Raw genomic sequence first — 23,916 nt, 5'->3', positions numbered from 1 at the left:
GGATACTATGGATAAATTCTTTAAAATAACTGAATCTGGTAGCACCATAAAAAAAGAAATTTATGGAGGAATATTATCTTTTTTAATGATGGCATATATCATTATAGTTAATCCAGCAATACTTGTAAATGCTATTCCTGGAGCTATGGGAAATGTTAATATTTATAATCAATTTTTTGGTGCTATAATGGTTGCAACAATACTTGGTGGATCAATAGCTTCCATAATAATGGGATTATTTTCAAATTATCCATTCGTACTTGCTCCTGGAATGGGATTAAATGCATATTTTACTTATACTGTTGTTTTAAAACTTGGAATGGATTGGCAGATGGCTCTTGGAGCAGTTTTTATTGCAGGCTTTATTTTTATGATAGTTATCATAACCGGTGTTAGGGAAATAATTTCAAAAGCTCTTCCAGATTCAATTAAGTATGCTATAGTAGGTGGAATAGGAATATTCATAGCTTTTCTTGGTTTGAAAAATTCTGGTATTATTGTATCTAATCAAGATACTTTAATAGCTCTTGGAAATATTAAAAATGATGAAGTTTTAACCTCTATTTTCGGTTTATTTTTAATATCAATATTGTATGTTTTAAAAGTTCCTGGATCAATTCTTATTGGAATAATAGGTGCAACAATATTTGGATTATTTAATGGAGTTACTAATTTTAAAGGAATAATAGGTCCAATACCGAGTTTATCTCCAACCTTTTTAAAACTCAAATTAGAACCAAGTATATTTAAAAATGCCGATTTTTGGATTGTTGTAATAACTTTTTTCTTCGTAGATTATTTTGATACAACTGGAACAATTTTTGGGCTTGCACGTTCAAAACATACAGATGAAACTAAAGATGTTCCAAGAGCATCAAGAGCATATATGGCTGATGCTACTGGATCAGTAATTGGAGCTTTATTTGGAACTTCTACAATAACTACTGTTGCTGAAAGTGATGCAGGAATATTATATGGAGCAAGAACTGGCTTAGCATCAATAGTAGCTGGTGGAATGATGCTTTTAATGTTGTTCTTTGCACCACTTGCTACATCTATACCTACAGCAGCAACGGCACCCGCTTTAATTTTTATAGGATCTTTAATGTTAAAAGAAATTGGAAAAATAAAATGGAATGATTCAACTGAAGGATTACCAGCATTTTTAACCATAATATTAATGCCATTAACATATTCAATAGCAATGGGACTTGCTTTTGGAATAATAACTTATCCAATTTTAAAACTATTTAGCGGAAAATCAAAAGAAGTTCATTGGATGTCTTGGATTCTTTGCTTTATCTTCATTGTATACCTTGGATTCTTAAAATAATACAAAAAAGTGTTTGACTAAGTCAAACACTTTTTTGTAAAAATATTACATTATTTCTTTTATCAATTTTTCAACATAATCAAATCCTTTTTCCCAAAACTCCTTTTTAGTTATATCTATTCCAAGTTTCTCTAATAAAATATTTGGATAATCATTTCCACCACTACTTAAAAGCTCTTTGTACTTAGGAACAAAATCTTTACCTTCTTCAAGATATTTTTCATATAAAGCTATTACTAATAAATTTGCATAATTATAAGCATAAACATAAAATGGAACATTAAATATATGTGGAATAGACGCCCATTCATACTTGTATTCTGGAGTAATTTTAACAGAATTCCCAAACATAATTTTCAATTCTCTTTCATATAAATCACTCAATTCTTCCCACGAAGCCATTCCATTTTCTTCTATCATTTTGTGAGCTTGAACTTCAAATCTTGCAAACATATTTTGTCTAAACATTGTTGCAAACATATCTTCTATTTTTGAAGCTATAAATAACTTTTTATCTTCTTCGTTTAATTCATTTAATAACTTATCCATAACTAACATTTCGCCAAAAACTGAAGCTACTTCAGCCATTGTAAGAGGAGTATGATAATTTAACAAGTTTTGTTTTGAAGATAAAGTTCCATGAATTCCATGTCCTAATTCATGTGCAAGAGTCATTATATCTCTCATATTTCCAGTATAATTAATTAAAACAAATGGTTTTTTATTTGGAATATAATAAGAACAAAATGCTCCACCTCTTTTTCCCTTTCTTATTTCTGAATCTATTCTATTTTCATCAAAAAAAGATTTAGCAATATCTCCAAATTCTTTATCAAATTGATAATATGAATCTAAAACAATTTTTTTTGCTGATTCAAAATCATATTCTTTATTTACAGATTTAAGTGGTGCATAAATATCTGCAAGAGTTATATCAGTCTTTAACTGTTTAGCTTTCCATTCATAATAACTATGAACAATAGGAGTTTTTTCTGTAGTTACTCCCATTACCATTTTTACTATTTCATCATTTACTTCATTTTTTAAATTTTTCATAGAATTTGGCTCAGGAAAATTCCTAAGTTTACTTTCAGTATCATAATGTTTTACTATAGAATTATAAGTATGTTCAAGTGTAATTTTATCTTTTTCATATCTTTCAAAAAACATCTTCATTGCTCTACTTCTAATATCTGGATCAGGATTTAATCTCATAGATCTTAATTGTGGACCAGTTATAGTTTTTACCTCTTCACCTATTCTAAACTTAAATTCATACGAATTAGTTAGTCTTCCATATAGATCTCCAAAAGCTTCCCTTGAAGAACTACTTAATGCTGTCATCACTTTTTCTGCTTCTTCACTCAATGTATGTTTTTTTGAATCAACTAATTTTTCCATAACATGTTTGTATTGTATTAATTCCTTTGATTCTTTTAGCTCAGTTAATTTTTCTTCACTGAGTTTTAATAACACTGGTGACCAAAAAGAAGTTATAATAGAAGCTTTAGTAAAATAGTCTTGAACCATTGCTCTAAGCTTTTGTGCTTCTTGATCTAATGTATTTGATGCAAACAATAAATTAGAATACTGAGATGGATAATATCCTTTTTGTTCGAATTCTTCTAATTTATTAAAAAATATTTTTAATTCAATGGGTGAAAGATTTTCATTACCCAATTTATTGTAATATTCGTTTTTTAATTCTTGAGCCATATTTAGAAATTCATCTAAATCTTTTTTTATTTTTTTAGATGATGGTGATTCATAAAAAAATGTTAAATCCCAATTCAAAATGATCCCCTCCTAATTTTTATGTTGTATAAAATAATTATACTTTAAAAATAATTAATTCTCAAGTTTAAAAAAAAGTAAAATCATGGTATAATTATTTTATAGAATAACTCTAAGGAGAGAAATATGTATAAAAAAAATAATCTTGAAGATAGACTATTTAGTATAATATTGATTGTATCTTTTATATTATCTTTTATTTCAATTGTTGGAAATATACTTTTACACTTTCCATTTTATGTTAATTTAAAATGGATGATATTTATTATATTAATTTTATACACTTTTTTTAAAAGCCAAATAACTTATAAAATTAAAGAAAAATTTATTTTTTTCTTTTTTGTTATTTTTATAATGATACCTTATGGTTGGTTTGACTCTGGTGGGAATCAAAACAATACCATTGCTTACTTTTTTTTAATATTAATATGTATCTCTTTTTTATTTTATGGTAAGTCACGAATTTTTTTAATAATATCATTAGTTTCAATATTTATAACTTTACAATTTCTTGGACATTATTTTCCAAATTTAGTAAAAATTTATGATGAACAAAACCAATTCATGGATAGAATAATACAAATTCCAATTACATTAATAACTTCTTTTTTATTATTAAATCAATTTTCAAATGAATATAGAAAAGAAAAAACAGAATTAAAAAAAGCTAATGAAAAATTAAAATTTTATGCTCAAAAAGATTCTTTAACCGCCTTATACAATAGAAGAATTTACGATGAAAAATTAAAAGAAATATTGAATAAAAAACTTTCAGAAAAAGTTACCATCTTTTCTATACTACTTGACATAGATAATTTTAAAAAAATAAATGATAATTTTGGTCATGATACAGGTGATTTAGCAATTAAATTAGTAGCCAATGAATTAGAAAAAATATTCAATAAAAGTTTTGTAACAAGATGGGGTGGAGATGAATTTGCTATACTATATTTTGATGAAACTAATTCATTATTAGAAAAAATAAATTTATTACAAAAAAATATTAAAAATAAATCAAAAAAATTAAATACAAAAATAACTTTGAGTATTGGAATTACTAAAATAAAAACAACAGATAACGAAAAAACACTCTTAAAAAGGACAGACAAAGCATTGTATCTTTCAAAAGAAAACGGCAAAGATCAATACAATATATTATAATAATGTATACATAAATAAGATATGTATATTAAATAGTAAGTGATCTATTTCAAAAAATGATGAAATTATAACTTAGATTAACTCAAATTCTACGATTTCAATCAAAAAAATGAGGTTTAATTATCTCATTTTTTACTTTTAAATATTAATATTATATGGTATAATTTGATATAAAAGGTTATTAGAAAAAAGCAATTTAGTAAGTTAAGTATCAAACTTAACTTGCGTTTTTATACAGCAATAGGGGGAGTGTTATGGGAAAGAAAAACTATTATGATCTTCTTGGGGTTAGCAAAAATGCGAATACTGAAGAAATAACAAATGCTTACAAAAAGATTTTGTCTGAATATTATGACAAACTCACAGAATTAGAACAAACCGAAGATAGTGTCGATACAGAAGAATATAAAGAAATAATACAAGAGATACAACAAGCTTACACAACACTTTCTGATCCTGATAAAAAAAAGACTTATGATAAATATTTAGAACTCTTAAGTCAACACGAAGAAAAACAAAATAAAAATATTATAAGTAAAAAAAATATTGCTATAACTTTATCAGTCATAGCGAGTATTTTTTTATTTATTTTTATCTTTTATTCTTTAAAAGTAACTCCCCAAAAAATTGAAAACACTGTAAAAAAAGGTAATCTTATAAAAGGAACAGAAATGTTAATTAAATTAAAAGATATGAATGAAAGATACAATGCCTTAACAACAGTTACCAAATTTGTTTTTAAAGACCCTCAAAATGTAGAATTCCCAACACTATTGAATAACTTAATTTTAATATCAGAAAAATTTCCAGATATTGACTATAAAAATAGAGCTTTAATACTACTATCTAATAAAAATTTTGAAATTAAAAATTACAAAGATGCTTTTTATATAATAGAAAAAATCAATCAAGACAATTATAAGTATGTAATTTTGAACTCTATCATAGACAGCAAAGATTTTTTCAATGAAACTTATGTTTACAACAGAACTATTGAGTTTATAAATTCTTTAAAAGATGAAAAGTTGAAAACTAACATTATTTCTGATGTATCTTATTCTTCGTTTAAAGAAAAAAAGTATGAAAAATTAACAGATTCTATAGAAAAACTATATAAAGACAAAGAAAAATATCTTGCAATGGAAGAAGTTTTGAGTAATTTTATAAGAGATGGAGTATATGAAAATTATAATATACTATTTTCTAATTACGCAAAAATAGCAAAAGATATAAAAGATAAAAATATTTCAGATAAAATATTAGTAGATTTAATAAATAACTATATAAAATTAAATGACAGAGTAGGTGCAATAAACCTAATAAATGATTTATCAAATGATGAATCTAAATATGCTCTATTATTAAAAACAGTAAAAGAAAATAATATACAAGATATTGAAAAATCTAATACTTTTTATGACATTTCTTTAAAAGTAGCAAGTTCTTTAAAAAATTCTGAATACAAAAGAAATGCAATAAAAGAAATATTAAATAAAGTTTCAAGTAATGGAGACTTTGACAGATCAAAATCAATGAGCGATTTAGCTCAAAGATACTTAAAACTTGGAAAAATAGAAAGAGCTTTAACTTTAACCTATAGAATTGAAGATGATGATTACAGATTTGATACTCTGCAATTAGTTATAAAAGAGTACATAGAAAAAAATAAATTAGATGAAGCTTTAGCAATAATCGAAAGTTTAAAATCAAATAATTTTCCTAAAATTAATCCTTCTATTATTGTATTATATAAGTATAAAATAATGAGTACATTAGCTCAAGCTTATGCTGTATCTAAAGACTTTAAAAAAGCCGTATATTTAGCAGAAATAGTTAGTAAGGGTAGCGAAAATAGTTATATTACTTTAAGTTTTATAGTAGAAAAATATGTTGAAATGAAAAGCTTCAATGAAGCATTAGAAGTAATTAAAATGATTAAATTAGATAAAGATAAGTCCGTACAATTAAATAATGTAATTGGAATATATGTTAAAGAAAAAAACTATAAAAATGCAGAAAATATATTCTTAAAAGCCATTCAATCTGTAGATTCAATGAAAAATCCAGCATATAAATCAAAAGCACTTATAAATATATTAAATAATTACTTTAAAACTTCAAGATTTGATATTATGAATGAAATTATTTTAAACTCTCTTGACAGTATTAAAAATATAAATGATGATGTTGAAAAACTATCTGCATTAAATTATGTATTTGAAAAATATATGAAAGTAAAAATATTTACCGAATCAGACATTATATTTTCAAGATACTTAGACATAGTAAATAGTTTTGAAATGTATGAATTGAAAGCAAAAACATTAAATACTGCCTTGGATAATTACTTTGAAATTAAAAATTTTAAAAATTCAAATAACTTTTTCTCAAAAGCTTTGAGCATATTGGAGAACTTTAAAGTTGATACTGATAAAACTCAAATTTTACAAAAAATAATCAATAAGTATATGAATATAGGCAACTATGAAAAATCAAAAGAAGTGTTTATGGAAGGCTTTAATGTTGTAAATGGAATCGAAAAAAAATCTGAAAATATTTTATTTCTTCTGAATAATTATATAAAAACAAATAATTTAAAAATAAACTCTGAAATATTTTCAAAAGCTTTAGATGTTGTAAAAACAATAAAATATAGCGAAGAAAAATACTTTACACATGAAAAAGTTATGCAATTATACATGAATATAAAGGATTTCAAAAATTCTGACGATGTTATACTTAAATCATTGAATACAATTGAAAATATAGAATACAGTGAATATAAGTTTAAAGCTTTAAATACATTAATAGATAGATACATAAAAATAGGAAACTTTACTAATAACAGTTTGTTTTTTTCAAAAGCTTTAAATATTGCAAAAAATATAAAATTTGATTCAGACAAATCCGACTTTATAATAATGATATTAAATAAATATCAAAAAACAGGGTACTTTGAAAATACGAAAGATATTTTTGTAAAAAGCCTTGAAATAACAAATGAAATACTAAAAATAAACAATAAAATAAATACATTAAATTTTATTTTAGATAAATATTTGACTATAAATACTAATAAAGATTCAAAATATATCTTTATTAAAGCTATTGAAATTACTGGAAATATAAAGGATGAAGAAATAAAATATAAATCTCTTTCTGGAATAAACAATAAATATGTTAGTGTTGGAAATAAAAAAGATGCAAATTTGGTTTTTTCAGCCTCGTTAAACATTGCAAATTTAATAAGAAATAGCTATTTTAAATCTATGGCACTTCAAAATATATCTCAAAACTATGTAAAATTAGGAAATTTAAATGGTGCAATTGAAATTATAAATAAAATGAATGATGAAAAAGTTAAGTTTGAATCTTTAAATAACATTATAGAAAATTTCTATCTTTCAGTAAATGTCAATGATCAATACAAAGAATATTCAAGCATTCTTTTAAAAACATTATCATTTATAGAAAATAAAATTTCCGATGAATTCAAACCATTAGCTTTAAACTCATTTATGAATAAATATATGATTACAGGTATATACAAAGATTCAGACTTAATATTTTCAATAATATTAGATACAATTTCACCATTAAAATCTAAATATGACATATTAAATAAAACAATAGATAACTACTTAAAATTAAAGAAGTTTGATAAAATAAATGACTTTTTTACAAAAGCACTGTCTATAACAAATACTTTAGAAAAAGAAGAACAAAAAACTGCTATGTTAGAAAAAATAATTAATAAGTATATGATAACCGATAAAATTAAAAATTCAGATAGCTTTTTCATAAAAGCCTTTGATGTATCTTATAAAATAAGAAACAGTGAAATGAAATTTAATAGTATTAATACAATAATAGATAAAATAGCTTCAACAAACAGTATAAAAGATACAGAAAAAATTTATTCTAAAGCTGTTGATGTTGCAAACAGCATTTCAGATATAGATTTAAAGTTTAGTGCTTTAACTATAATAGATATAACTTTTGAAGATCTAAAAAAATAATCCGGCTAAGCCGGATTATTTTTATTTCATACCATGTTTTTTTAAAATTTTATCATAAGTTCCATCTTTTTTAATCATTTGAAGTCCTTTATTAAAATCTTCAACTAACTTTTTATAGTCTGGAATAGCCTTTGAAAATGCATTATATACATTAAATGTCTGTAATGGTGGATTTATTATATCTAATGTTCCAACAAAATCTTGATATTTTTTATTTAAAAGGTCTAATATTGTTTCTTTAGAATCAACAAGAATATCTATTCTTCCAAAAATTAATTTTTTTAAGTTTTCTTCAGAATTATTGGCATTTTCTTTCATTAAATAATCTGCTTTATCAAATTCATCAGTGTTTTTATAACCTCTTACAACACCAAACGTATATTTTTTTAGGTCTTCAAATGTTTTATAGTTGTTTGGTATATCTTTTCCCTTTTTCTTAAAAAAAACTAAGTTTGAAGTAGAAACCACATCTGTAAAGGCATAATACTGTGCTCTTTCATCTGAATAGTATATTGTAAATAATCCATCATATTTTCCAGAACGAACCATATTTAAAGCTCTTTGCCATGGAACAAACTCTATTTTTACCTCATATCCCATTTTTTTCATTGCAGCAATTGAAATTTCTGAATGAAATCCATAATTATCCAATGTTGGACCAGTAAAAGGTGGCCAATCTATAGCTGCAAAAGTAACTGTCCTTGAAAACATTGAAACAAAAATCAATAATCCTAAAATAAGAAACAATACCTTTTTCATAAAAACACCTCCCTTTTAATATAATATCAATATAATTATAACATATATAAATATAAAATAAAAATCCCGAATATTCATTCGGGAAAATTAATCATAAAATTATCTTTTGAACCATGAAACTTTATACTTCCTTTATCTAAAAGGATAACCTTATCACATATATCAGAAAACAATGAAAAGTTACGTGTAGAAATTATTAAAGTTCTTTCTTCCTTTATTTTTAATAAAAGATTTTTAACATCTTTTAAAACAAAATCATCAAGATGATCTAAAATACAATCAAACATAAAAACACTTGGATTCCTTGCAAGAGAAATAAATGTAATTAAAGAAATTTTTTCAGCCATTGACCAACTTGAAAGATTATCATACTTTTTTAGCATATCTAAATCAGAAAAATAATGTGCAATATTCAACTTTTCAAGCATATCAAAATGTTCAGTTGTTATTTCATTTATTTTCAAGCCTATTGAAAGTTGTAATATTTCATGTAAAGTTAAAAAATTAAGATTTTCAACAAATGAAGTATCTGAATAAATTATCAAAGAACGTAGCAACTTTTTATCTATTGTTCTTACATCTTTATCCTCAAATCTTATCTCTCCAACACCTACAACTTTATTAAATAATTCTTCGTTCAAATGAACAAAAGACCTCAATAATGCTGATTTACCAGAATTTCTAGGTCCATATAATAAAATAGTTTCACCAGAAAAAATTTCAAGATTTATATCATTTAAAATTTTTTCTTCATTTATAAAAAGATTAAAATTAGACATAGTTATTACATTTTCTAACATAACATCAACTACTTTACTTTATTACTTGTATTTTCTTTTACATTACCGCGTCTTAACTTAGCTATTTCTTTTACTTCTTTATAATCATTACTATGTTTTATAATTTTTATAAATTCGTATTGCGAAGAAAGTTTTGGATTAGAAAAACTAAATATGTCTTTCATTTTGAACCACCTCTCTTATTGTATATAATAATGATACATTTCTTTTTATACAAAATCAGTATATATTATTACAATTAGTTTATAAAATAAATAAGAAAAGTGTTATTTTTTTATATAAAAAAATGTTATCTTAATACAAGATAACATTTTAAAATATTATTTATTTTTTACTTTTTTCTTTTATAATAATAAAATTTTTATAATTATTATTTTCATTGTCTACAACAACATTTGTATAATCATCATAAGATTTATTATATATTTTAGTATTTGGATCTATTTTTAATAAAGTTTCTATATCTTTCTTATTTAAATTTAAACTTCTTTTTCTTATATTTATTCCATAATCTTTTTTTATGAAGTCTTGAAATTGAACCTTTGTATTATCTTTAAACAAAAGATATTTCAACAAATTTTCAAATGTATTAGCTTCAACATATCCTGGTATAGAACCCAAAAAATTATCTTCATCCTCAAAAAAAACAAAGGTTGGAGTTCCTCTAACTCCAAATGCTCCAAAAAGTTGTGGATATGTATACTTTTTATTTCTAAAATCAGCCGTTCCATCATTTTTAGCAGTTATTTCTGCAAATACAAATTCTGTTCTCAACCATTTTTGAACATCTTTATTGGTTAATATTTCTTCTTCAAACTTCTTACAATAATAACATTCTTCTGAAGAAAACATTATAATGACTTTCTTTCCTGTTATTTTGGAAACTGTAAATGCATCATTGAAGTTTCTTAAAACAAAATTGTTTAATGGAACAGAAAAAATACTAATAGAAATAATTAGCATAACAAAAATTGAAAATTTAAAATTTAATAATTTTTTCATTTATCTTTCCTCCTAAAATTTTAAAAAATTTTATTGAACAATCCAAATAAAATAAAAACTCCTATTAAAATCAATAAAATGCCACCAATATACTTCAAATATCTTTGCCATTTAGGTTCTCCCAAACTCACCTTTGAAACTATTTTACTTATAACTCCACTAAAAAACAAAAAGGGAATTGATATTCCAAGAGAATAAACAAACAATAATACTGCTGCTTTAATAATATTGGTATTAGTAGCAGCCATACTTAAAATTCCTCCTAAAATTGGTCCAGAACACGGAATCCAAACAATAGATACAGCAAATCCCATAAAAAAAGAAGATATAAATGATGAGTCTTTAAATTTATTTAAATTCACCTTACTTCCTTTAAATACTTGCTTATCCAATAAAAACACAATTCCAAAAAATATCGTTATACTTCCAGCTATTATATTTAAAACCCATTTATAAGAATAAAACAAAAAGCCTATACTTCCTGAAATAACCCCAAGTATAGTAAAAAAAATCGAAAGCCCCAAAAAAAATCCTATTCCCCTTTTTATTACAATAGAGGTTTTATTAATATCAGGAATCAAAATAGCAAAAATAATTGGTATTAATGGTAAAACACACGGACTAAAAAAAGAAAGAATTCCACCACCAAGTGCAGTTATATATCCAATAGATGGTTGTAATAAGTTCAAATAATCTCCCTCCTTATACCTATATATAGTATTATATCATATTAATATTACTCAATTTAAAAATTTTTAGCAAACTTTGAGTATTTTTTGATTGTTTTTTGAGTAAAATTTTAGTATTTTTTTATTTTCAATGTGTAAAATATACTTGTAAAATCAAATTTGGCAAAAGCCAAAAAAAAATTGGGAGGTAGATTTTATGAAAAAACTTATCGTTTTAGTACTTGCTTTAGTTATGGTTGTTGCTATGGGATTTGCTGCACAATCAACTGCAACTGGAAATATCCCTGTTAAGGTTACTGTTTTACCACACGTTGTTGTAACTCCTTCAGTAGAAGCTATTAATGTAAATTACGATCCAGAAAATAAAACTTTAGGAGACACATCATTTTCTTTAGAAGTTAAAGCTAATTTCGCTTATAAGGTTGATATTGATTTTAATAGTGACAGCAATGAAAAATTAGCTCTTGTTGATGAGAATGTTTATGCTAATCAAACAGGTAATGACACATGGGATTATTCAGTAACATTTGCTAATAATGGTGATAATTTCTGGTTAGATAATGCTGCTGATTATACTGGTACAATAGTATACACAGTTTCTCAACAATAATCAAAAATAAAAAATCGGGGCTTTTAAAGCCCCATTTTTAAAAGAAGGTGAGTAAATGAAAAAATTACTATTCATTATTCTAATTTTGAGTTTATTAACTATATCCTTTGCAAATAAACCTGAAGATAATGGAAGTATTAATGTTAATGTTACTGTCTTACCTCATGTCACAATGTCTTTCAATCCATCAGATCAACTTCTCGACTCATGGAAAAAAATAAATGGTGTAAATGAAAAGGTAAATGAAATTGATCCTTCATTGAGAGCTGTAAGGTACTATGCAACTGGTGTTAATGCTGAAATAAAAACAAACACAAATATTGAAATAAAATCATCATTTGTTGTTAATCCAGAAGCTATGGATCCAAGTTTTTATAATCCTGCAACTGGAGTAGTAAATCCAGAAACAATAACAGGTGGTATATCTGTTATAGAAGATTCAGATGAAGTTGGTTCTTATCCACTTGCTATAAGCGCTAATGAAGATCCAAAAGTATATACAACTATAACTCATGATTATGATGGAACATCTGGATTTAATATTCAATACAGTATGAACTTAAAATTCACAGATGATAATTGGTACAAAATAAAAGCTGGGACAGTAACTATAGGTCATATAGAAGTAATTGTTAATGCAGTAAATTAATTAAAACGGGCATAAGCCCGTTTTTTACCGAGGTTGATGTTAATGAAAAGAGAAGTTTCTGTAATGTACAATATAATCAGTTCTGAAATACAAAAACAAATTAATACCTTTTTTCTTAAATACTATAATTCTGGTATAAAAGATTATTATGTTTCTATTTTATTTTTTGTCATTAATAATAGTTATGAAGAAACAAATATTGAAAAATATATAAAAAAAACATTATTTTTTATAAATACAAATCTTGGAACAAACTTTAAACTTACTAACAATGAAACTGAAATAAAAATAGGAAATTCAAATGAGTTTTATGGATATTTAGATACTGGAGACTTTGTCGATTATTCTTTTTTAAAAGTTTTTTCTGATATTTTTTACTTATCATTAAAAAGAGTCAATTTAAATAAAAACTACAAAGAAACATTAAACTTTTCTCAATTTATTTTAGACAATATAGAAAATATAATTATAGTTTTAGACGAAAAGAAAAATATAATAAACTACAACTTACAAGCTCTTACTCATTTTGGAAAAAAACTAATAAATTCAAAAATTTTTGATTTAATTGGTATTAATAAAAATATATTCAATTTTGAAAATCAATTAGACAAAAAAGAATTTGATTATTTTAATTATGATTATTATTATAAAATACGTATTTCATCTTATAAAAACAAAAAGTATATAGTGGATATATATCCTCAAAAAATATTTGATTACTTAAAGTCCAATGTAACTACAAATAATAATTTTAAATTTGAAGAATCTGATTTATTAATTAATTATTCAAATGAATTGAAAAAAATATTTGATTCTAATGTAAGTATTACTGTATATAACTTTAATAAAAAGATATTCTTTTACTCTACAAAATCATCTTTTTCATCTAAAATAAAATATTTAATTGAATTAAATGAAAATTATAAAGTTTACTTTGAATTTGATTCCATCATAAAAACAAATTCTACAATATTAAAAGAAATAGAAAATACTTTAAATATAAATTTCAAGGTAAAGAGAGATGCATTGACAACTCTTTATAGAAAAGAAAAATTATTTAAAGAAGTACAAAACGTAATTTCAAATAAAAAAGATGCTTTATTAATGATAATTGATATAAATGATTTTAAAAATTTCAATGATAAAAATGGGCATATTTTTGGCGATATTATTTTAAAAAAATTTTCAGAAGCACTTATTTCAAGTTTTAGAAATAATGACATTATTTGTAGACTTGGAGGAGATGAATTTGGAATTTTAATGTTTGGTCAATACTCTGGAAAAGAAATAAAGTATATAAATAGAATTAATAAAAAGCTAAAAGGAGTTATTGAATTTTCTTATGGATGTTCTAAAATAAATGGAACAAAGGATACATTAGAAGAATACTTTGAAGAAGCTGATAAAAACATGTATTTAAATAAAAAAACCACAAAAAGGAGGGAATTTTCATGAAAAAGTTTATTGGTTTAGTACTTGTTTTATCTTTATTAATTGTTATTAGTTTTGCAAATCAAACAACTGTATCAAGCAACATCCCAGTTAATGTTACTGTTTTAAAACATGTTGTTCTTGAACTTCCAACAGATGCCTCTTTTGATTTAACTTATGATCCTGAACATACAAGTGATGTATCAAGTGATTCTGTTGATTTTACAGTTAAATCAAATTACAATTATTCAATCACAGCAGAATATAACTTACCAGCTGGTGCTACTCCTCCATCTGAAATAAATATTACTGATTATTATACAATAACTCTTGATAACAATACAGGAAATGCTGGAGTTAATAATCATACAGTAACATTTGCTGTTGATTATTCAAAAATGGAAACTGATGCTGAAACATTATCTGGTAAAAGTGATGTTTGGACATATGTAGAAGCTTCATCAGAAGCTTATGCTGCAGGAACAGTAACTTTAACTGTAACTGCTGATTAACTTAAAAATAAAAAATGAGAATCACAATGTGATTCTCATTTTTTATTCAAAAAACTTTATTAATATTGGTATTATTACAATTGATACTATTGACATTAATTTTATTAAAATGTTTATAGCTGGCCCTGCTGTATCTTTAAAAGGATCTCCAACAGTATCTCCTATAACAGATGCTTTATGAGCCATAGATCCTTTTCCACCAAAATTATTTGCTTCTATATATTTTTTTGCATTATCCCAAGCACCACCAGAATTAGACATAAATATAGCAAGCATAACTCCTGCTACTGTAGTTCCCGCTAATACTCCTGCCACTGCTGTTTTCCCTAACACAAAGTAAATTAATATTGGAGATAAAACAGCAAGTAATGATGGAAGTATCATCTTTTTCAACGCACCTTTAGTTGCAATAGAAACACACTTTTCATAATCTGGCTTATTCTTTCCTTCCATTAAACCTGGAATTTCTTTAAATTGTCTTCTAACTTCTTGAACCATTATATCTGCTGAATCTCCAACAGCTTGCATTGCAAAAGCAGAAAATAAGAATGGAAGCATTGCCCCTATTAAAGCTCCTATGAATACAGTTGAATCAGTTAAATTAACTGATTTTATTCCAGTTACATTTATATAAGAAGCAAAAAGAGCAAGAGCTGTTAAAGCCGCTGATCCAATTGCAAATCCTTTACCTATTGCAGCTGTTGTGTTACCAACTGAATCAAGTAAATCAGTTCTTTCTCTAACTTCTGGATCTAAGTGAGCCATTTCTGCAATTCCACCAGCATTATCTGCAATTGGTCCATAAGCATCTATTGCAAGAGTTATTCCAAGTGTAGATAACATTCCAACTCCAGAAAGTGCTATACCAAAAAGGCCCATTAATTTATAAGACACAATAGTAGCAGCAGCAATTAATAAAACTGGTATAGCAGTTGATTCCATACCAATTGCCATTCCATTTATTAAAATTGGTGCAGCTCCAGATGTTGCTGTATGTGCTAATTTTTTTATAGGATTTTTTGCAGTATAATATTCTGTTATGCTTCCTATTAGAATTCCAACTATCATTCCAAGCAGTATGACTACACCACTATTAAAATCACCAAAAATGTACTTTGAAAGTATAAAAACACTTATTAATTCTATTATATTTGCAATATAAGTTCCAAAATGAAGCATCTTAGATGGATCAATACCTTCTTTTGATTTAACCGTTAAATTAACTATTATTATTCCAATTATTGCTGATATAAGCCCAAATGATACAACTAAAAATGGAAATATAGCTCCTTTAACAGAAAAAGCCAATGCTCCTAAAGCTGATGCTGAAAAAATAGAACCTACATAAGATTCAAATAAATCTGCACCCATACCTGCAACGTCTCCAACGTTATCTCCAACATTATCAGCAATTACGGCAGGATTTCTTGGATCATCTTCTGGAATACCTGCTTCTGTTTTTCCAACTAAATCTGCTCCAACATCAGCAGCTTTTGTAAAAATACCTCCACCAACTCTTGCAAAAAGTGCAACAAATGAAGCACCCATTGCATAACCACTCATAATTAATGTATCTTCACCAGAAATAAAAAAAACTAATCCAAGTCCAAAAACTCCAAGTGAAGAAACTGTCATTCCCATAACAGCTCCACCATTAAATGCTACTTTTAAAGCACTTCCGAGTGAAGAAATAGCAGCATGTGTGGTTCTAGTATTTGCTCTTGTTGCAATTGTCATACCAAAAAATCCTGCCAAAACTGACATAGTTGCACCAAAAACAAATGCTATAGCCATTCCCCAAGAGTTAGCAATACCAAGAAATAGCGCAAATAATCCAACTATCATATAAAGTATCTTGTACTCTGAAATTAAAAATGCTTTTGCCCCGACCTGTATTGCTTTTGATATTTCAATCATTTTTTCATTTCCTGGTTCTTTTTCTAAAACTTTAAAAGTCAAAAACACAGTAAATATCATACCTATAACACCGGCAATAACTCCAGACAACTGATAAACAATTCCCATAATCGACCTCCTCTTTTATTTTTATACTATTTCTATATTTTATCATATATTATAATAAAATTCAAATAAAAGTATCTCCATATAAATATAAAAAAGTAGCTAAGCTACTTTTTTATATTTATTAATCTTCTACTTCAATTAATTGATAATTTTCATTCTTTAAAAAACTTTTTATTTTTTCTTTTATGCTATCTTTAGCTAATTCTTTGTTTTTTATTTCTCTAAACATTATATATATTTTATCTTTTTTAGTCATTATGACATCTACTTTTCTTATTTTTTTAGTTAATATATTTAGTGAATTATCAAATGAACTCCTTTTATTAAAAGATAATTCTAATACAAAAAAATCTTTTTCTCTTTTATTTTTTTCGAGAGCAATCAACAATTCAAAATCTTCTTCACATAAAATTGTTGCTCCTTGTAAAACCTGTACATTATTTTCTTTTTTATTTGTATACATATCTTTTATATTTCCTATAAAACTCAATTCTGAATTTCCAAAGAGTTCTTTATAATCATTATAAAGTTTTTGAGAAGCTATATAATTTTCTGCTTTAATATTTAATGCTATTTGTTTTAACCAGATATCATCTCTGTTTTTATCATATTCAAACCCTTTTTGCAAATATTTTAAAGCCCTTGTTAAATCATTTTTTTCTTCAAATAAATCTGCTAATTCTGATAATATATCTACATAAATTTTTTTTATATACTGCCTTTTGTATTCAACCCACATATCATATATATTCTCACTCAACAGTTCATCTTTATATAAATTAACAGCTTTTTTTAACAATTCAATTTTCATTTCTACATCTTCTTCACCTTGTGCTTTTTCATAGAACATCAACATATCATTCATATCCGTATTAAAACTTTTTGGAGAAAAAGTACAATAATTATAATGAGTATACAATTCTTCTTTAGTTATTCCAAGTTTTTTTCTTATAAGATATAAGGTTGAATTTAAGTTTGCTTTAGCAGAATCTTCATCAAAATTTTCCCAAAATATATTGTAAATATCAAAGGTAGATATTTTTTTATTTTTATTTAATATCAAGTATTTTAACAATTCTTGTGCTTTTCTGGACCCAAAATTTTTTATTAATTTTTCATTTTTTTTTATAGTAAAAACACCAAATAAATTAGCATAAATCACTTCAATGCCCCCCATGACGTTAATAAATATATTCAAGTTTAGCTTCAAAAGAATACTTGTTTTCTAAAATATTGTAAAACAAATCCGAACTTACTTTAATATCATTAAAATTAAAGTTTAAAAATAGTCCACTACTAAAAGTAAAATTATAATCAACCATACTTATATTTGTTTCTATTCCAAGAAAATCATATATTAAATAATTTATTTTTGAATTAAATTCTGGTGCAAACATTATTTTTTTATCTTTATAGATTATAGGATAAAATTCTGCATTTAATTTTAAGTTATCAATGTTTGTATTATCTACTATTGAAGCTTTAATTTCTGTGCCATTTGAACTTATTTTTAATAATGAATTTTTATAATAAAATCCAATACTTATTGTTTTTAAAGTAGAATAATTTAAATATAACTTTCCTAACTTTGTACTAAATACAACTTCATTATTTATACTTTTATACTTTATTGAATTGAAGTTTTTTTCTTTTTTTGTTTCAAAATTTATATTTTTTATTCCATTTACAATGAGGTATATTTCAAATTTTTCATTATTTAAGTCTTTTGCTTTTAATAAATATTTTTTTTCTCCTAATTTAGAGTTAACTGTATTTTCAAACAAAAAAGTTTTTGAATTAATTTTTATTTTACTCGTTACAACTTTTTTCGTTGTATTAACTGGAGTTATTTCAAAGTCTGACTCTATTATTCCATTTGTGCTGTACTTAAATGTATAGCCTTCAATTACCGATATATTGAATAATGTTATTTCTTTATTTTCTCTCTTTATAAAAATTGAATAAGAATATATATTTGCAAATACTTGAAGTGAAATAATACTTAAAAATATCAAAATAAAAAGTTTTTTCATTTAATTTCACCCCCAACAGCATTTACAAATATCATCAATCTTTTATTCCCTTCACTATTTAAGTTATTTGAAAATAAAAATCTTAATATTGGTATTTCTCTTAATAAAGGAAATCCACTTTTTGTATCTGAAAATTGATTCATATCAAGATTTGCTATCATAATCATTTCATTTGGATTCAACGAAACTTTAGTTTGTAAAATTGATTTTGTTGTATCATAACTATTTCCTGATACTCCTAAAAGTTTTGAAATTTCAGAACTTATTTCTAAATCTATTTTTTTATTATAATACGTTGGAAGTATTGAAATTGATATTCCATTGTTAACAGTTTTTATTGAATCTTTTCCATCAATATTCATTACTATATTTTTATTATTTAGAATGTTTATATTCAAAGTTTTTCCTGGTTTTATGTAAACGCTTTGATTTGATACTAAATTTGCTAAATTTTCACTTTCGAACATTTTTAATTGTGCTTGAAATAAGTTATTTACAGAAAAAGATACTGTTTGATTAGTATAAGAAAAGGAATCACCTAAATTTTGATTAATTGTACTTAAATTTCCAGATAATAAACTTGAATATTGTTTATCCACTTCTAAAACATAGATATTCAATTTTATATCAGTTTGTGGTTTGTCTACTTCTTTTATTATTTCTGTTAAATACTTTATTTTTTCTTCTGGAGCATAAAAGATCAAACCATTATCTATATAATTTATTTTTATATAACTTAAAAACGAATCTGGTACTAACTTTATAAAGTCTTCTGGAGATATATAATTTAATTTTATAAATTTTTTTTCTGCTAAATAAGAAAAAGTTTTACTTCTAGGATCAGCAAGTCCAACAAAATAAGTTTTATCGTTTATTTTTTTAAAAGAAAATCCACCAGGCATTAACAGAGTTGTTAAAACAGATGCAACAGGTGTATCTGTAAAATCAGCACTAATAATTCCATTTACATATTCATCTGTTAAAATAGTAACTTCTGCTTGCATTGCAACTTCATTCAAAGCTTCAGTTAATTGCGAATTATAAAAAGTAGCGGTTATTAATGGCTCTGAAAATATAATTGTACCTACAATTAATACAAGTAAACTCAGTATTTTTTTCATTGTTTTTCACCTATATCCAATATTCCAGAATACTTTGTCAAAATTTCATCACTATTATAAATATTTATAGAAAAATAATACTTTCCCTTTTCAAGTTTAACTGTATCTCCAAACAATATTGTCGATTCTCCATTCATTAACCATCTACTTTCACTTGTTGAAGATAAACCAAAATTTCCTATAGATTCTCTTTTTTCATTAGAAATATTCAAAGTTGCTTTTGGTAATATATATCTATCTCCAGTATTCTTTATTTTAATGGAAAAAGATCCAGAATCATTCATTTCCTTATAATTATAATTCAAAACCGTAGCATTTGTAGTTGTATTTCCTATTAAAACTTCACAATTTACTATTTCTTGAGTTAAGAATGTTGAGTCCTTAGTATATGAATTCAACAATAATTTTCCATAATAAGCTCCGTCTTCTACATTTTTTGGAACTCTAATAGTTGTTATTAAATTGGTATGTCTTCCAGCATTTAATATAATTGGATTTTTTGTTTTTAAACTTATCCATTTTAACATTGATTTATCCTTTGAAATAGGAAATTCTGCTCCCCCAACTTTTACCTTTGTATTAAAGTCACTAAAATTTTCTAATCTTATTGCTGAAGTTTTTGCTGCTCCCGGATACAGTTTATAAGATAAAAAATTTGGATTTAATTTTAATGCAAGTTCTTTTCCAGATGCAAAAGAAAATACATTTTTAGGTATTTTTATTTTCGAAGTATAAATTTTTTGATTATCATCATAGTTTAAAAAAACATCTACTCTATACTCACCGGCAGAAACCAAATACTTTGAAGTTCCATAAAACTGAACTTCATTTTTAGATAATATTTTTTGTTCATTTTTAGAATTTTTCATCATATAAGCTGTTTTTAAAGGTATTTTTTCTATAATTTTACCTTTTATATTTCTTATTATTGCATTAACAGATGTTTTTAAATCAAAGTCAGATGAATTCAATACAGTTGCTACTATAGTTGGTTTTTTATCTTGATCTGGAATTATATTTATATTTTTTAATTCCACTTTTTTTCTACTAATACCACTAACATTCAATGAAATTCTAACTGCATACCTCATAACTATTGATATACCAGTTTTAGCTTTAACCGTTTCTGGTGTCATCATTAATATAAAGTTATAAGTTCCTGGTTTTGCATTTAAAGGTACCTTTATTTTCACATTAGATATTGTATTTTTCCCAGCTGGTACTAAAATTTTATTTTCATAGTTTATCCAATTAATTTCTGGAAAAACATCTTTATCCGCTTTTAAAAAAGAAAATTCTCCATTTTCATTTTGAATAAATTGATATAATTCAACATTTACATTTTTATCGATCATTTCTGGATCTAAAAATATCTCTTCATTAATTGTATCTCCTGGTTTTGCATTAACTTCAAATAACATAGGTCTTATTCCAACTGAAAAAGATAAAAAAGATACTGTCAAAAATAAAAAAATTAATAGTTTTTTCAAAGATATTCCCTCCTAAAGTTTTTTTATCATGAAAAATTATACTCTAATTATGTTAAAAAAAGATTAAAAAAATTAATTAATCATGCGATTAATTAAAAAAATAAAAAAAATAATTGCTTTTAGCAATTATTTTTTTTATTTAAATATATTTCAATATTTTATTGGTAATGCTTTATCTAAATTAGTCATTTTCAAAACTTTAAATACATTTTCATTAAAATTAGAAAATATTAATGTAGATTTAAGTTTTTTAGCTTCTCTATAAACAGAAATTAAAAAGCCTATACCAGTACTATCTATGTAATTTACTTTAGACATATCAATATCAAATTCTTTTCCTTCATATTGCTTTAATTTTTCAAAAAAAAGATTTTTATTCATTGTAGCGCCCATTACATCCATATCTCCAATAATTTTCACTTGAACTCTTCCATTAACTTCATTAAAGTTAAAATCCATAACTTCACCACCTTAAAATTCTTCGTCTATTTTTTGTTTTTCAAGAAGTCTTGCTTTTAATTTTAAATCTTTTATATTTAATTTATTCATTATGTATTGAGCTAACATATATTGAAATGGAAGCCACGAAACATGTCCAATTGGAATTAAATAATGATTACTCTTTTTAAATTCTTTTAATAATTTTTTTCTACTTTTCCTTGATAATGTTCTATCAAATATTGCTTCTATAAAAGTAACTCTATTTGCATCTAATAAATGTGCATAAGATAATGGATCTATCTTAAATAGTGGATGTATCTCGTTTGAAGTTATTATTTCATTAGCTGTCATATATTTTACTATTTGAAATTGTTTTTCGTATATATCAAACATTTTTTCCGGTTCACTCAAATTATAATCTGATTTAAACCCCTTTTTTATTAATCTTCTTATAAATTTAGTAGCTGGTGAATCATACATTATACTTGGTAAGTGTCCACCTACAGTCATTAAAATTAAATCTTTTATTCTTTTATCAAATGCTGAAGTTATTGTAGAAACCATACCTCCAAGGCAATAACCCAATACACAATTATTATCCTTTTTCCATAGATTTTCTTGTTCAAGAAAATCTATGGTAGACATAACATCAACCACTGAGTTTTCCCAAAATTGCTTCATAACATTCATTTGTGGCCAAAGATAATTTCTCCCACTAACAGATTTATTATCTACTCTTGTATAATTTCCAGGGAGTATTAATATTGTAGCATTTATATCTACAGAAGCCAAATGACTTCCCATCCATAATAAAAATTTTATATTGGCACTTCCAAGCCCATGAAGTATTAAAACAGATGCTGAACTTTTTTCTTTTGGTTTATAATTATAAATTTCTACTGTTTCCGTACCAATTGCAGGATTTCTATACAATGTTGGAAATCTTATATAATCACATCTATAATGTCTTCCTTTAAATATATATCCAGATATATATTTTATTTTTTGTTTTTCATAATTAAAATCAATTTTCATCTTTAAAACACGCCCTTATAAATGCTACAGTTTTTTTTACTATTTTAACTGTATGATAGTCATTCATATAAAATTCAAATGTATGACCCCCATTTTTATGTACTAAAACTTCATGTTTTATATTTTTTTCTTTTAATTTTTTTACAACTTTCAACATACTTTCAAATGGAACTACATCATCTTCTTTTCCATGTACAAGCAAAACAGGTACCATATTACAATTTATCCATGATATTGGTGAATAATATATATATTCTCCTTTTATCTTTTGAGGAGAACCTTTTAATGTAGTCGTTACTGCAAATTTTGAAAATAAAGATTTAACATTTTTTTCAAATAAATCATTTAAATCTGCTGGAGTATAATAAGAAACAACACCTTTAATACCTGCCATTTTTTCTTTATCTTTTATATAAGAATTATGTGCAGCATATAGCATAGCAAGATGTCCTCCTGCAGAAAGACCCATTAAAACTATATTTCTTTTATCTAATTTAAGTTTATTAGCATTAGTTTTTAAAAATTCTAAAGAGTCCGTATAATCTTTTAATATTTCTTTCATAGAGTTTTTAAAACCAAATCTATAATCTATTGAAACAACTGCAAAACCATTTGATGCAAGATATTTACACCAAGAAACATTATTGGGTTGATTTCTAAATCCCGAAATCCATCCTCCACCATGAGAAAACAAAATTACAGGATGTATTTCATTAATATTTTCTGGATACCATATATCTAATTTTAAGTTTTCTTTATAAGTATATGTTTTTTTTTCTCCTTTATATTCAACATCAAGTGGTAATTTTCTTTTTAGAATATTTATAATATATATAAAACTAAATATTATAAAACTATAAAAAATTACTATCCATCCATTAAAAATACTTAAAATAAATAAAACAAAGACTATTATTTCTCTAAATATATGTCTTGATTTTATAAAAAATGCCATGAGTTTATTATATTTTTTCATTTTTTACTCCTTTAAAATAGTGTTATAATTATATTA

At 24.6% G+C, this 23,916-nt stretch carries 21 protein-coding genes; 7 read left to right on the top strand and 14 right to left on the bottom strand.

Annotated elements, in window-relative coordinates:
• Positions 1 to 7 precede the first annotated feature (7 nt).
• Positions 8 to 1,333 carry an NCS2 family permease gene (locus IGS63_RS04830; RefSeq protein WP_190615871.1) on the top strand — a complete coding sequence of 442 codons (1,326 nt, stop codon included), beginning with the start codon at positions 8 to 10 and terminating at the stop codon, positions 1,331 to 1,333.
• A 45-nt stretch (positions 1,334 to 1,378) separates the two neighbouring features.
• Here the strand turns inward: IGS63_RS04830 and IGS63_RS04825 are convergent, their stop codons facing one another.
• On the bottom strand, positions 1,379 to 3,127 hold the full coding sequence (locus IGS63_RS04825) for a M3 family oligoendopeptidase (protein WP_190615870.1): 1,749 nt from the start codon (positions 3,125 to 3,127) through the stop codon (positions 1,379 to 1,381).
• Positions 3,128 to 3,253: 126 nt separating this feature from the next.
• On the opposite strand from IGS63_RS04825, the gene IGS63_RS04820 reads away from it, so the two are divergent.
• Positions 3,254 to 4,288 carry a GGDEF domain-containing protein gene (locus tag IGS63_RS04820; protein ID WP_190615869.1) on the top strand — a complete coding sequence of 345 codons (1,035 nt, stop codon included), beginning with the start codon at positions 3,254 to 3,256 and terminating at the stop codon, positions 4,286 to 4,288.
• Positions 4,289 to 4,542: 254 nt separating this feature from the next.
• Positions 4,543 to 8,307 (top strand): J domain-containing protein, encoded by a 3,765-nt coding sequence (locus IGS63_RS04815; protein WP_190615868.1) that lies wholly within the window; start codon positions 4,543 to 4,545, stop codon positions 8,305 to 8,307.
• Between the two features lie 21 nt (positions 8,308 to 8,328).
• On the opposite strand, the gene IGS63_RS04810 is transcribed toward IGS63_RS04815, so the two are convergent.
• The 5 genes from IGS63_RS04810 to IGS63_RS04790 all read right to left on the bottom strand — a co-directional run bounded on the left by IGS63_RS04810 (position 8,329) and on the right by IGS63_RS04790 (position 11,557).
• Positions 8,329 to 9,066: a substrate-binding periplasmic protein gene (locus tag IGS63_RS04810; protein WP_190615867.1), complete on the bottom strand. Its 738-nt coding sequence runs from the start codon at positions 9,064 to 9,066 to the stop codon at positions 8,329 to 8,331.
• 74 nt (positions 9,067 to 9,140) lie between these two features.
• Complete coding sequence (locus IGS63_RS04805) at positions 9,141 to 9,866, bottom strand: ATP-binding cassette domain-containing protein (protein ID WP_190615866.1); 726 nt, start codon at positions 9,864 to 9,866, stop codon at positions 9,141 to 9,143.
• A gap of 8 nt (positions 9,867 to 9,874) precedes the next feature.
• Positions 9,875 to 10,030, bottom strand: a complete 156-nt coding sequence (locus IGS63_RS04800; RefSeq protein WP_190615865.1) for a hypothetical protein — start codon at positions 10,028 to 10,030, stop codon at positions 9,875 to 9,877.
• Between the two features lie 160 nt (positions 10,031 to 10,190).
• A complete protein-coding gene (locus tag IGS63_RS04795; protein WP_190615864.1) occupies positions 10,191 to 10,868 on the bottom strand; it encodes a thioredoxin family protein in 678 nt (225 codons plus the stop codon).
• Between the two features lie 20 nt (positions 10,869 to 10,888).
• Entirely contained in the window at positions 10,889 to 11,557 is a 669-nt protein-coding gene (locus IGS63_RS04790; protein WP_190615863.1) for a cytochrome c biogenesis CcdA family protein, read from the bottom strand.
• A gap of 196 nt (positions 11,558 to 11,753) precedes the next feature.
• Here IGS63_RS04790 and IGS63_RS04785 point away from each other — a divergent pair, with 196 nt between their 5' ends.
• From IGS63_RS04785 to IGS63_RS04770, 4 genes are read left to right on the top strand one after another with little or no spacing between them, the layout of a single operon-like run.
• Complete coding sequence (locus IGS63_RS04785; RefSeq protein WP_190615862.1) at positions 11,754 to 12,167, top strand: hypothetical protein; 414 nt, start codon at positions 11,754 to 11,756, stop codon at positions 12,165 to 12,167.
• A gap of 55 nt (positions 12,168 to 12,222) precedes the next feature.
• A complete protein-coding gene (locus IGS63_RS04780; protein WP_190615861.1) occupies positions 12,223 to 12,816 on the top strand; it encodes a hypothetical protein in 594 nt (197 codons plus the stop codon).
• A 42-nt stretch (positions 12,817 to 12,858) separates the two neighbouring features.
• Positions 12,859 to 14,271: a GGDEF domain-containing protein gene (locus IGS63_RS04775; protein ID WP_190615860.1), complete on the top strand. Its 1,413-nt coding sequence runs from the start codon at positions 12,859 to 12,861 to the stop codon at positions 14,269 to 14,271.
• A complete protein-coding gene (locus IGS63_RS04770; protein ID WP_190615859.1) occupies positions 14,268 to 14,759 on the top strand; it encodes a hypothetical protein in 492 nt (163 codons plus the stop codon). The genes IGS63_RS04775 and IGS63_RS04770 overlap by 4 nt, the downstream gene beginning before the upstream one ends.
• A 42-nt stretch (positions 14,760 to 14,801) precedes the next feature.
• Here IGS63_RS04770 and IGS63_RS04765 read toward each other — a convergent pair whose 3' ends face one another.
• The 8 genes from IGS63_RS04765 to IGS63_RS04730 form a co-directional block, all read right to left on the bottom strand.
• Positions 14,802 to 16,784, bottom strand: a complete 1,983-nt coding sequence (locus IGS63_RS04765) for a sodium-translocating pyrophosphatase (RefSeq protein ID WP_190615858.1) — start codon at positions 16,782 to 16,784, stop codon at positions 14,802 to 14,804.
• A 121-nt stretch (positions 16,785 to 16,905) separates the two neighbouring features.
• A complete protein-coding gene (locus IGS63_RS04760; RefSeq protein WP_190615857.1) occupies positions 16,906 to 17,946 on the bottom strand; it encodes an AfsR/SARP family transcriptional regulator in 1,041 nt (346 codons plus the stop codon).
• Between the two features lie 19 nt (positions 17,947 to 17,965).
• Complete coding sequence (locus tag IGS63_RS04755) at positions 17,966 to 18,817, bottom strand: hypothetical protein (RefSeq protein WP_190615856.1); 852 nt, start codon at positions 18,815 to 18,817, stop codon at positions 17,966 to 17,968.
• Entirely contained in the window at positions 18,814 to 19,938 is a 1,125-nt protein-coding gene (locus tag IGS63_RS04750; protein ID WP_190615855.1) for a type II secretion system protein GspD, read from the bottom strand. Before IGS63_RS04750 ends, IGS63_RS04755 begins: the two co-directional genes overlap by 4 nt.
• On the bottom strand, positions 19,935 to 21,428 hold the full coding sequence (locus IGS63_RS04745) for a COG1470 family protein (protein WP_190615854.1): 1,494 nt from the start codon (positions 21,426 to 21,428) through the stop codon (positions 19,935 to 19,937). The genes IGS63_RS04750 and IGS63_RS04745 overlap by 4 nt, the downstream gene beginning before the upstream one ends.
• A 150-nt stretch (positions 21,429 to 21,578) precedes the next feature.
• Positions 21,579 to 21,887, bottom strand: a complete 309-nt coding sequence (locus IGS63_RS04740; RefSeq protein WP_190615853.1) for an STAS domain-containing protein — start codon at positions 21,885 to 21,887, stop codon at positions 21,579 to 21,581.
• 12 nt (positions 21,888 to 21,899) lie between these two features.
• Positions 21,900 to 22,904, bottom strand: coding sequence for an alpha/beta hydrolase (locus IGS63_RS04735; protein ID WP_190615852.1), 1,005 nt, complete (start codon positions 22,902 to 22,904; stop codon positions 21,900 to 21,902).
• Entirely contained in the window at positions 22,894 to 23,880 is a 987-nt protein-coding gene (locus tag IGS63_RS04730) for an alpha/beta fold hydrolase (protein ID WP_198423087.1), read from the bottom strand. The genes IGS63_RS04735 and IGS63_RS04730 overlap by 11 nt, the downstream gene beginning before the upstream one ends.
• Positions 23,881 to 23,916: the final 36 nt, after the last annotated feature.

Origin of the sequence: Tepiditoga spiralis (assembly GCF_014701195.1) — a bacterium.
GTDB classification, from domain to species: Bacteria; Thermotogota; Thermotogae; order Petrotogales; family Petrotogaceae; genus Tepiditoga; species Tepiditoga spiralis.
Note: the sequence above shows the minus strand (reverse complement) of the source record. Positions and strands in the feature narration are given on the sequence as shown.

What these genes read in the sequence shown, in the direction of transcription:
- IGS63_RS04805 (WP_190615866.1), bottom strand. Translation starts at nt 9,866, where the DNA reads ATGTTAGAAAATGTAATAACTATGTCTAATTTTAATCTTTTTATAAAT.
- IGS63_RS04750 (WP_190615855.1), bottom strand. Translation starts at nt 19,938, where the DNA reads ATGAAAAAAATACTGAGTTTACTTGTATTAATTGTAGGTACAATTATA.
- IGS63_RS04800 (WP_190615865.1), bottom strand. Translation starts at nt 10,030, where the DNA reads ATGAAAGACATATTTAGTTTTTCTAATCCAAAACTTTCTTCGCAATAC.
- IGS63_RS04730 (WP_198423087.1), bottom strand. Translation starts at nt 23,880, where the DNA reads ATGAAAAAATATAATAAACTCATGGCATTTTTTATAAAATCAAGACAT.
- IGS63_RS04755 (WP_190615856.1), bottom strand. Translation starts at nt 18,817, where the DNA reads ATGAAAAAACTTTTTATTTTGATATTTTTAAGTATTATTTCACTTCAA.
- IGS63_RS04735 (WP_190615852.1), bottom strand. Translation starts at nt 22,904, where the DNA reads ATGAAAATTGATTTTAATTATGAAAAACAAAAAATAAAATATATATCT.
- IGS63_RS04765 (WP_190615858.1), bottom strand. Translation starts at nt 16,784, where the DNA reads ATGGGAATTGTTTATCAGTTGTCTGGAGTTATTGCCGGTGTTATAGGT.
- IGS63_RS04815 (WP_190615868.1), top strand. Translation starts at nt 4,543, where the DNA reads ATGGGAAAGAAAAACTATTATGATCTTCTTGGGGTTAGCAAAAATGCG.
- IGS63_RS04830 (WP_190615871.1), top strand. Translation starts at nt 8, where the DNA reads ATGGATAAATTCTTTAAAATAACTGAATCTGGTAGCACCATAAAAAAA.
- IGS63_RS04780 (WP_190615861.1), top strand. Translation starts at nt 12,223, where the DNA reads ATGAAAAAATTACTATTCATTATTCTAATTTTGAGTTTATTAACTATA.
- IGS63_RS04770 (WP_190615859.1), top strand. Translation starts at nt 14,268, where the DNA reads ATGAAAAAGTTTATTGGTTTAGTACTTGTTTTATCTTTATTAATTGTT.
- IGS63_RS04740 (WP_190615853.1), bottom strand. Translation starts at nt 21,887, where the DNA reads ATGGATTTTAACTTTAATGAAGTTAATGGAAGAGTTCAAGTGAAAATT.
- IGS63_RS04820 (WP_190615869.1), top strand. Translation starts at nt 3,254, where the DNA reads ATGTATAAAAAAAATAATCTTGAAGATAGACTATTTAGTATAATATTG.
- IGS63_RS04775 (WP_190615860.1), top strand. Translation starts at nt 12,859, where the DNA reads ATGAAAAGAGAAGTTTCTGTAATGTACAATATAATCAGTTCTGAAATA.
- IGS63_RS04810 (WP_190615867.1), bottom strand. Translation starts at nt 9,066, where the DNA reads ATGAAAAAGGTATTGTTTCTTATTTTAGGATTATTGATTTTTGTTTCA.
- IGS63_RS04785 (WP_190615862.1), top strand. Translation starts at nt 11,754, where the DNA reads ATGAAAAAACTTATCGTTTTAGTACTTGCTTTAGTTATGGTTGTTGCT.
- IGS63_RS04795 (WP_190615864.1), bottom strand. Translation starts at nt 10,868, where the DNA reads ATGAAAAAATTATTAAATTTTAAATTTTCAATTTTTGTTATGCTAATT.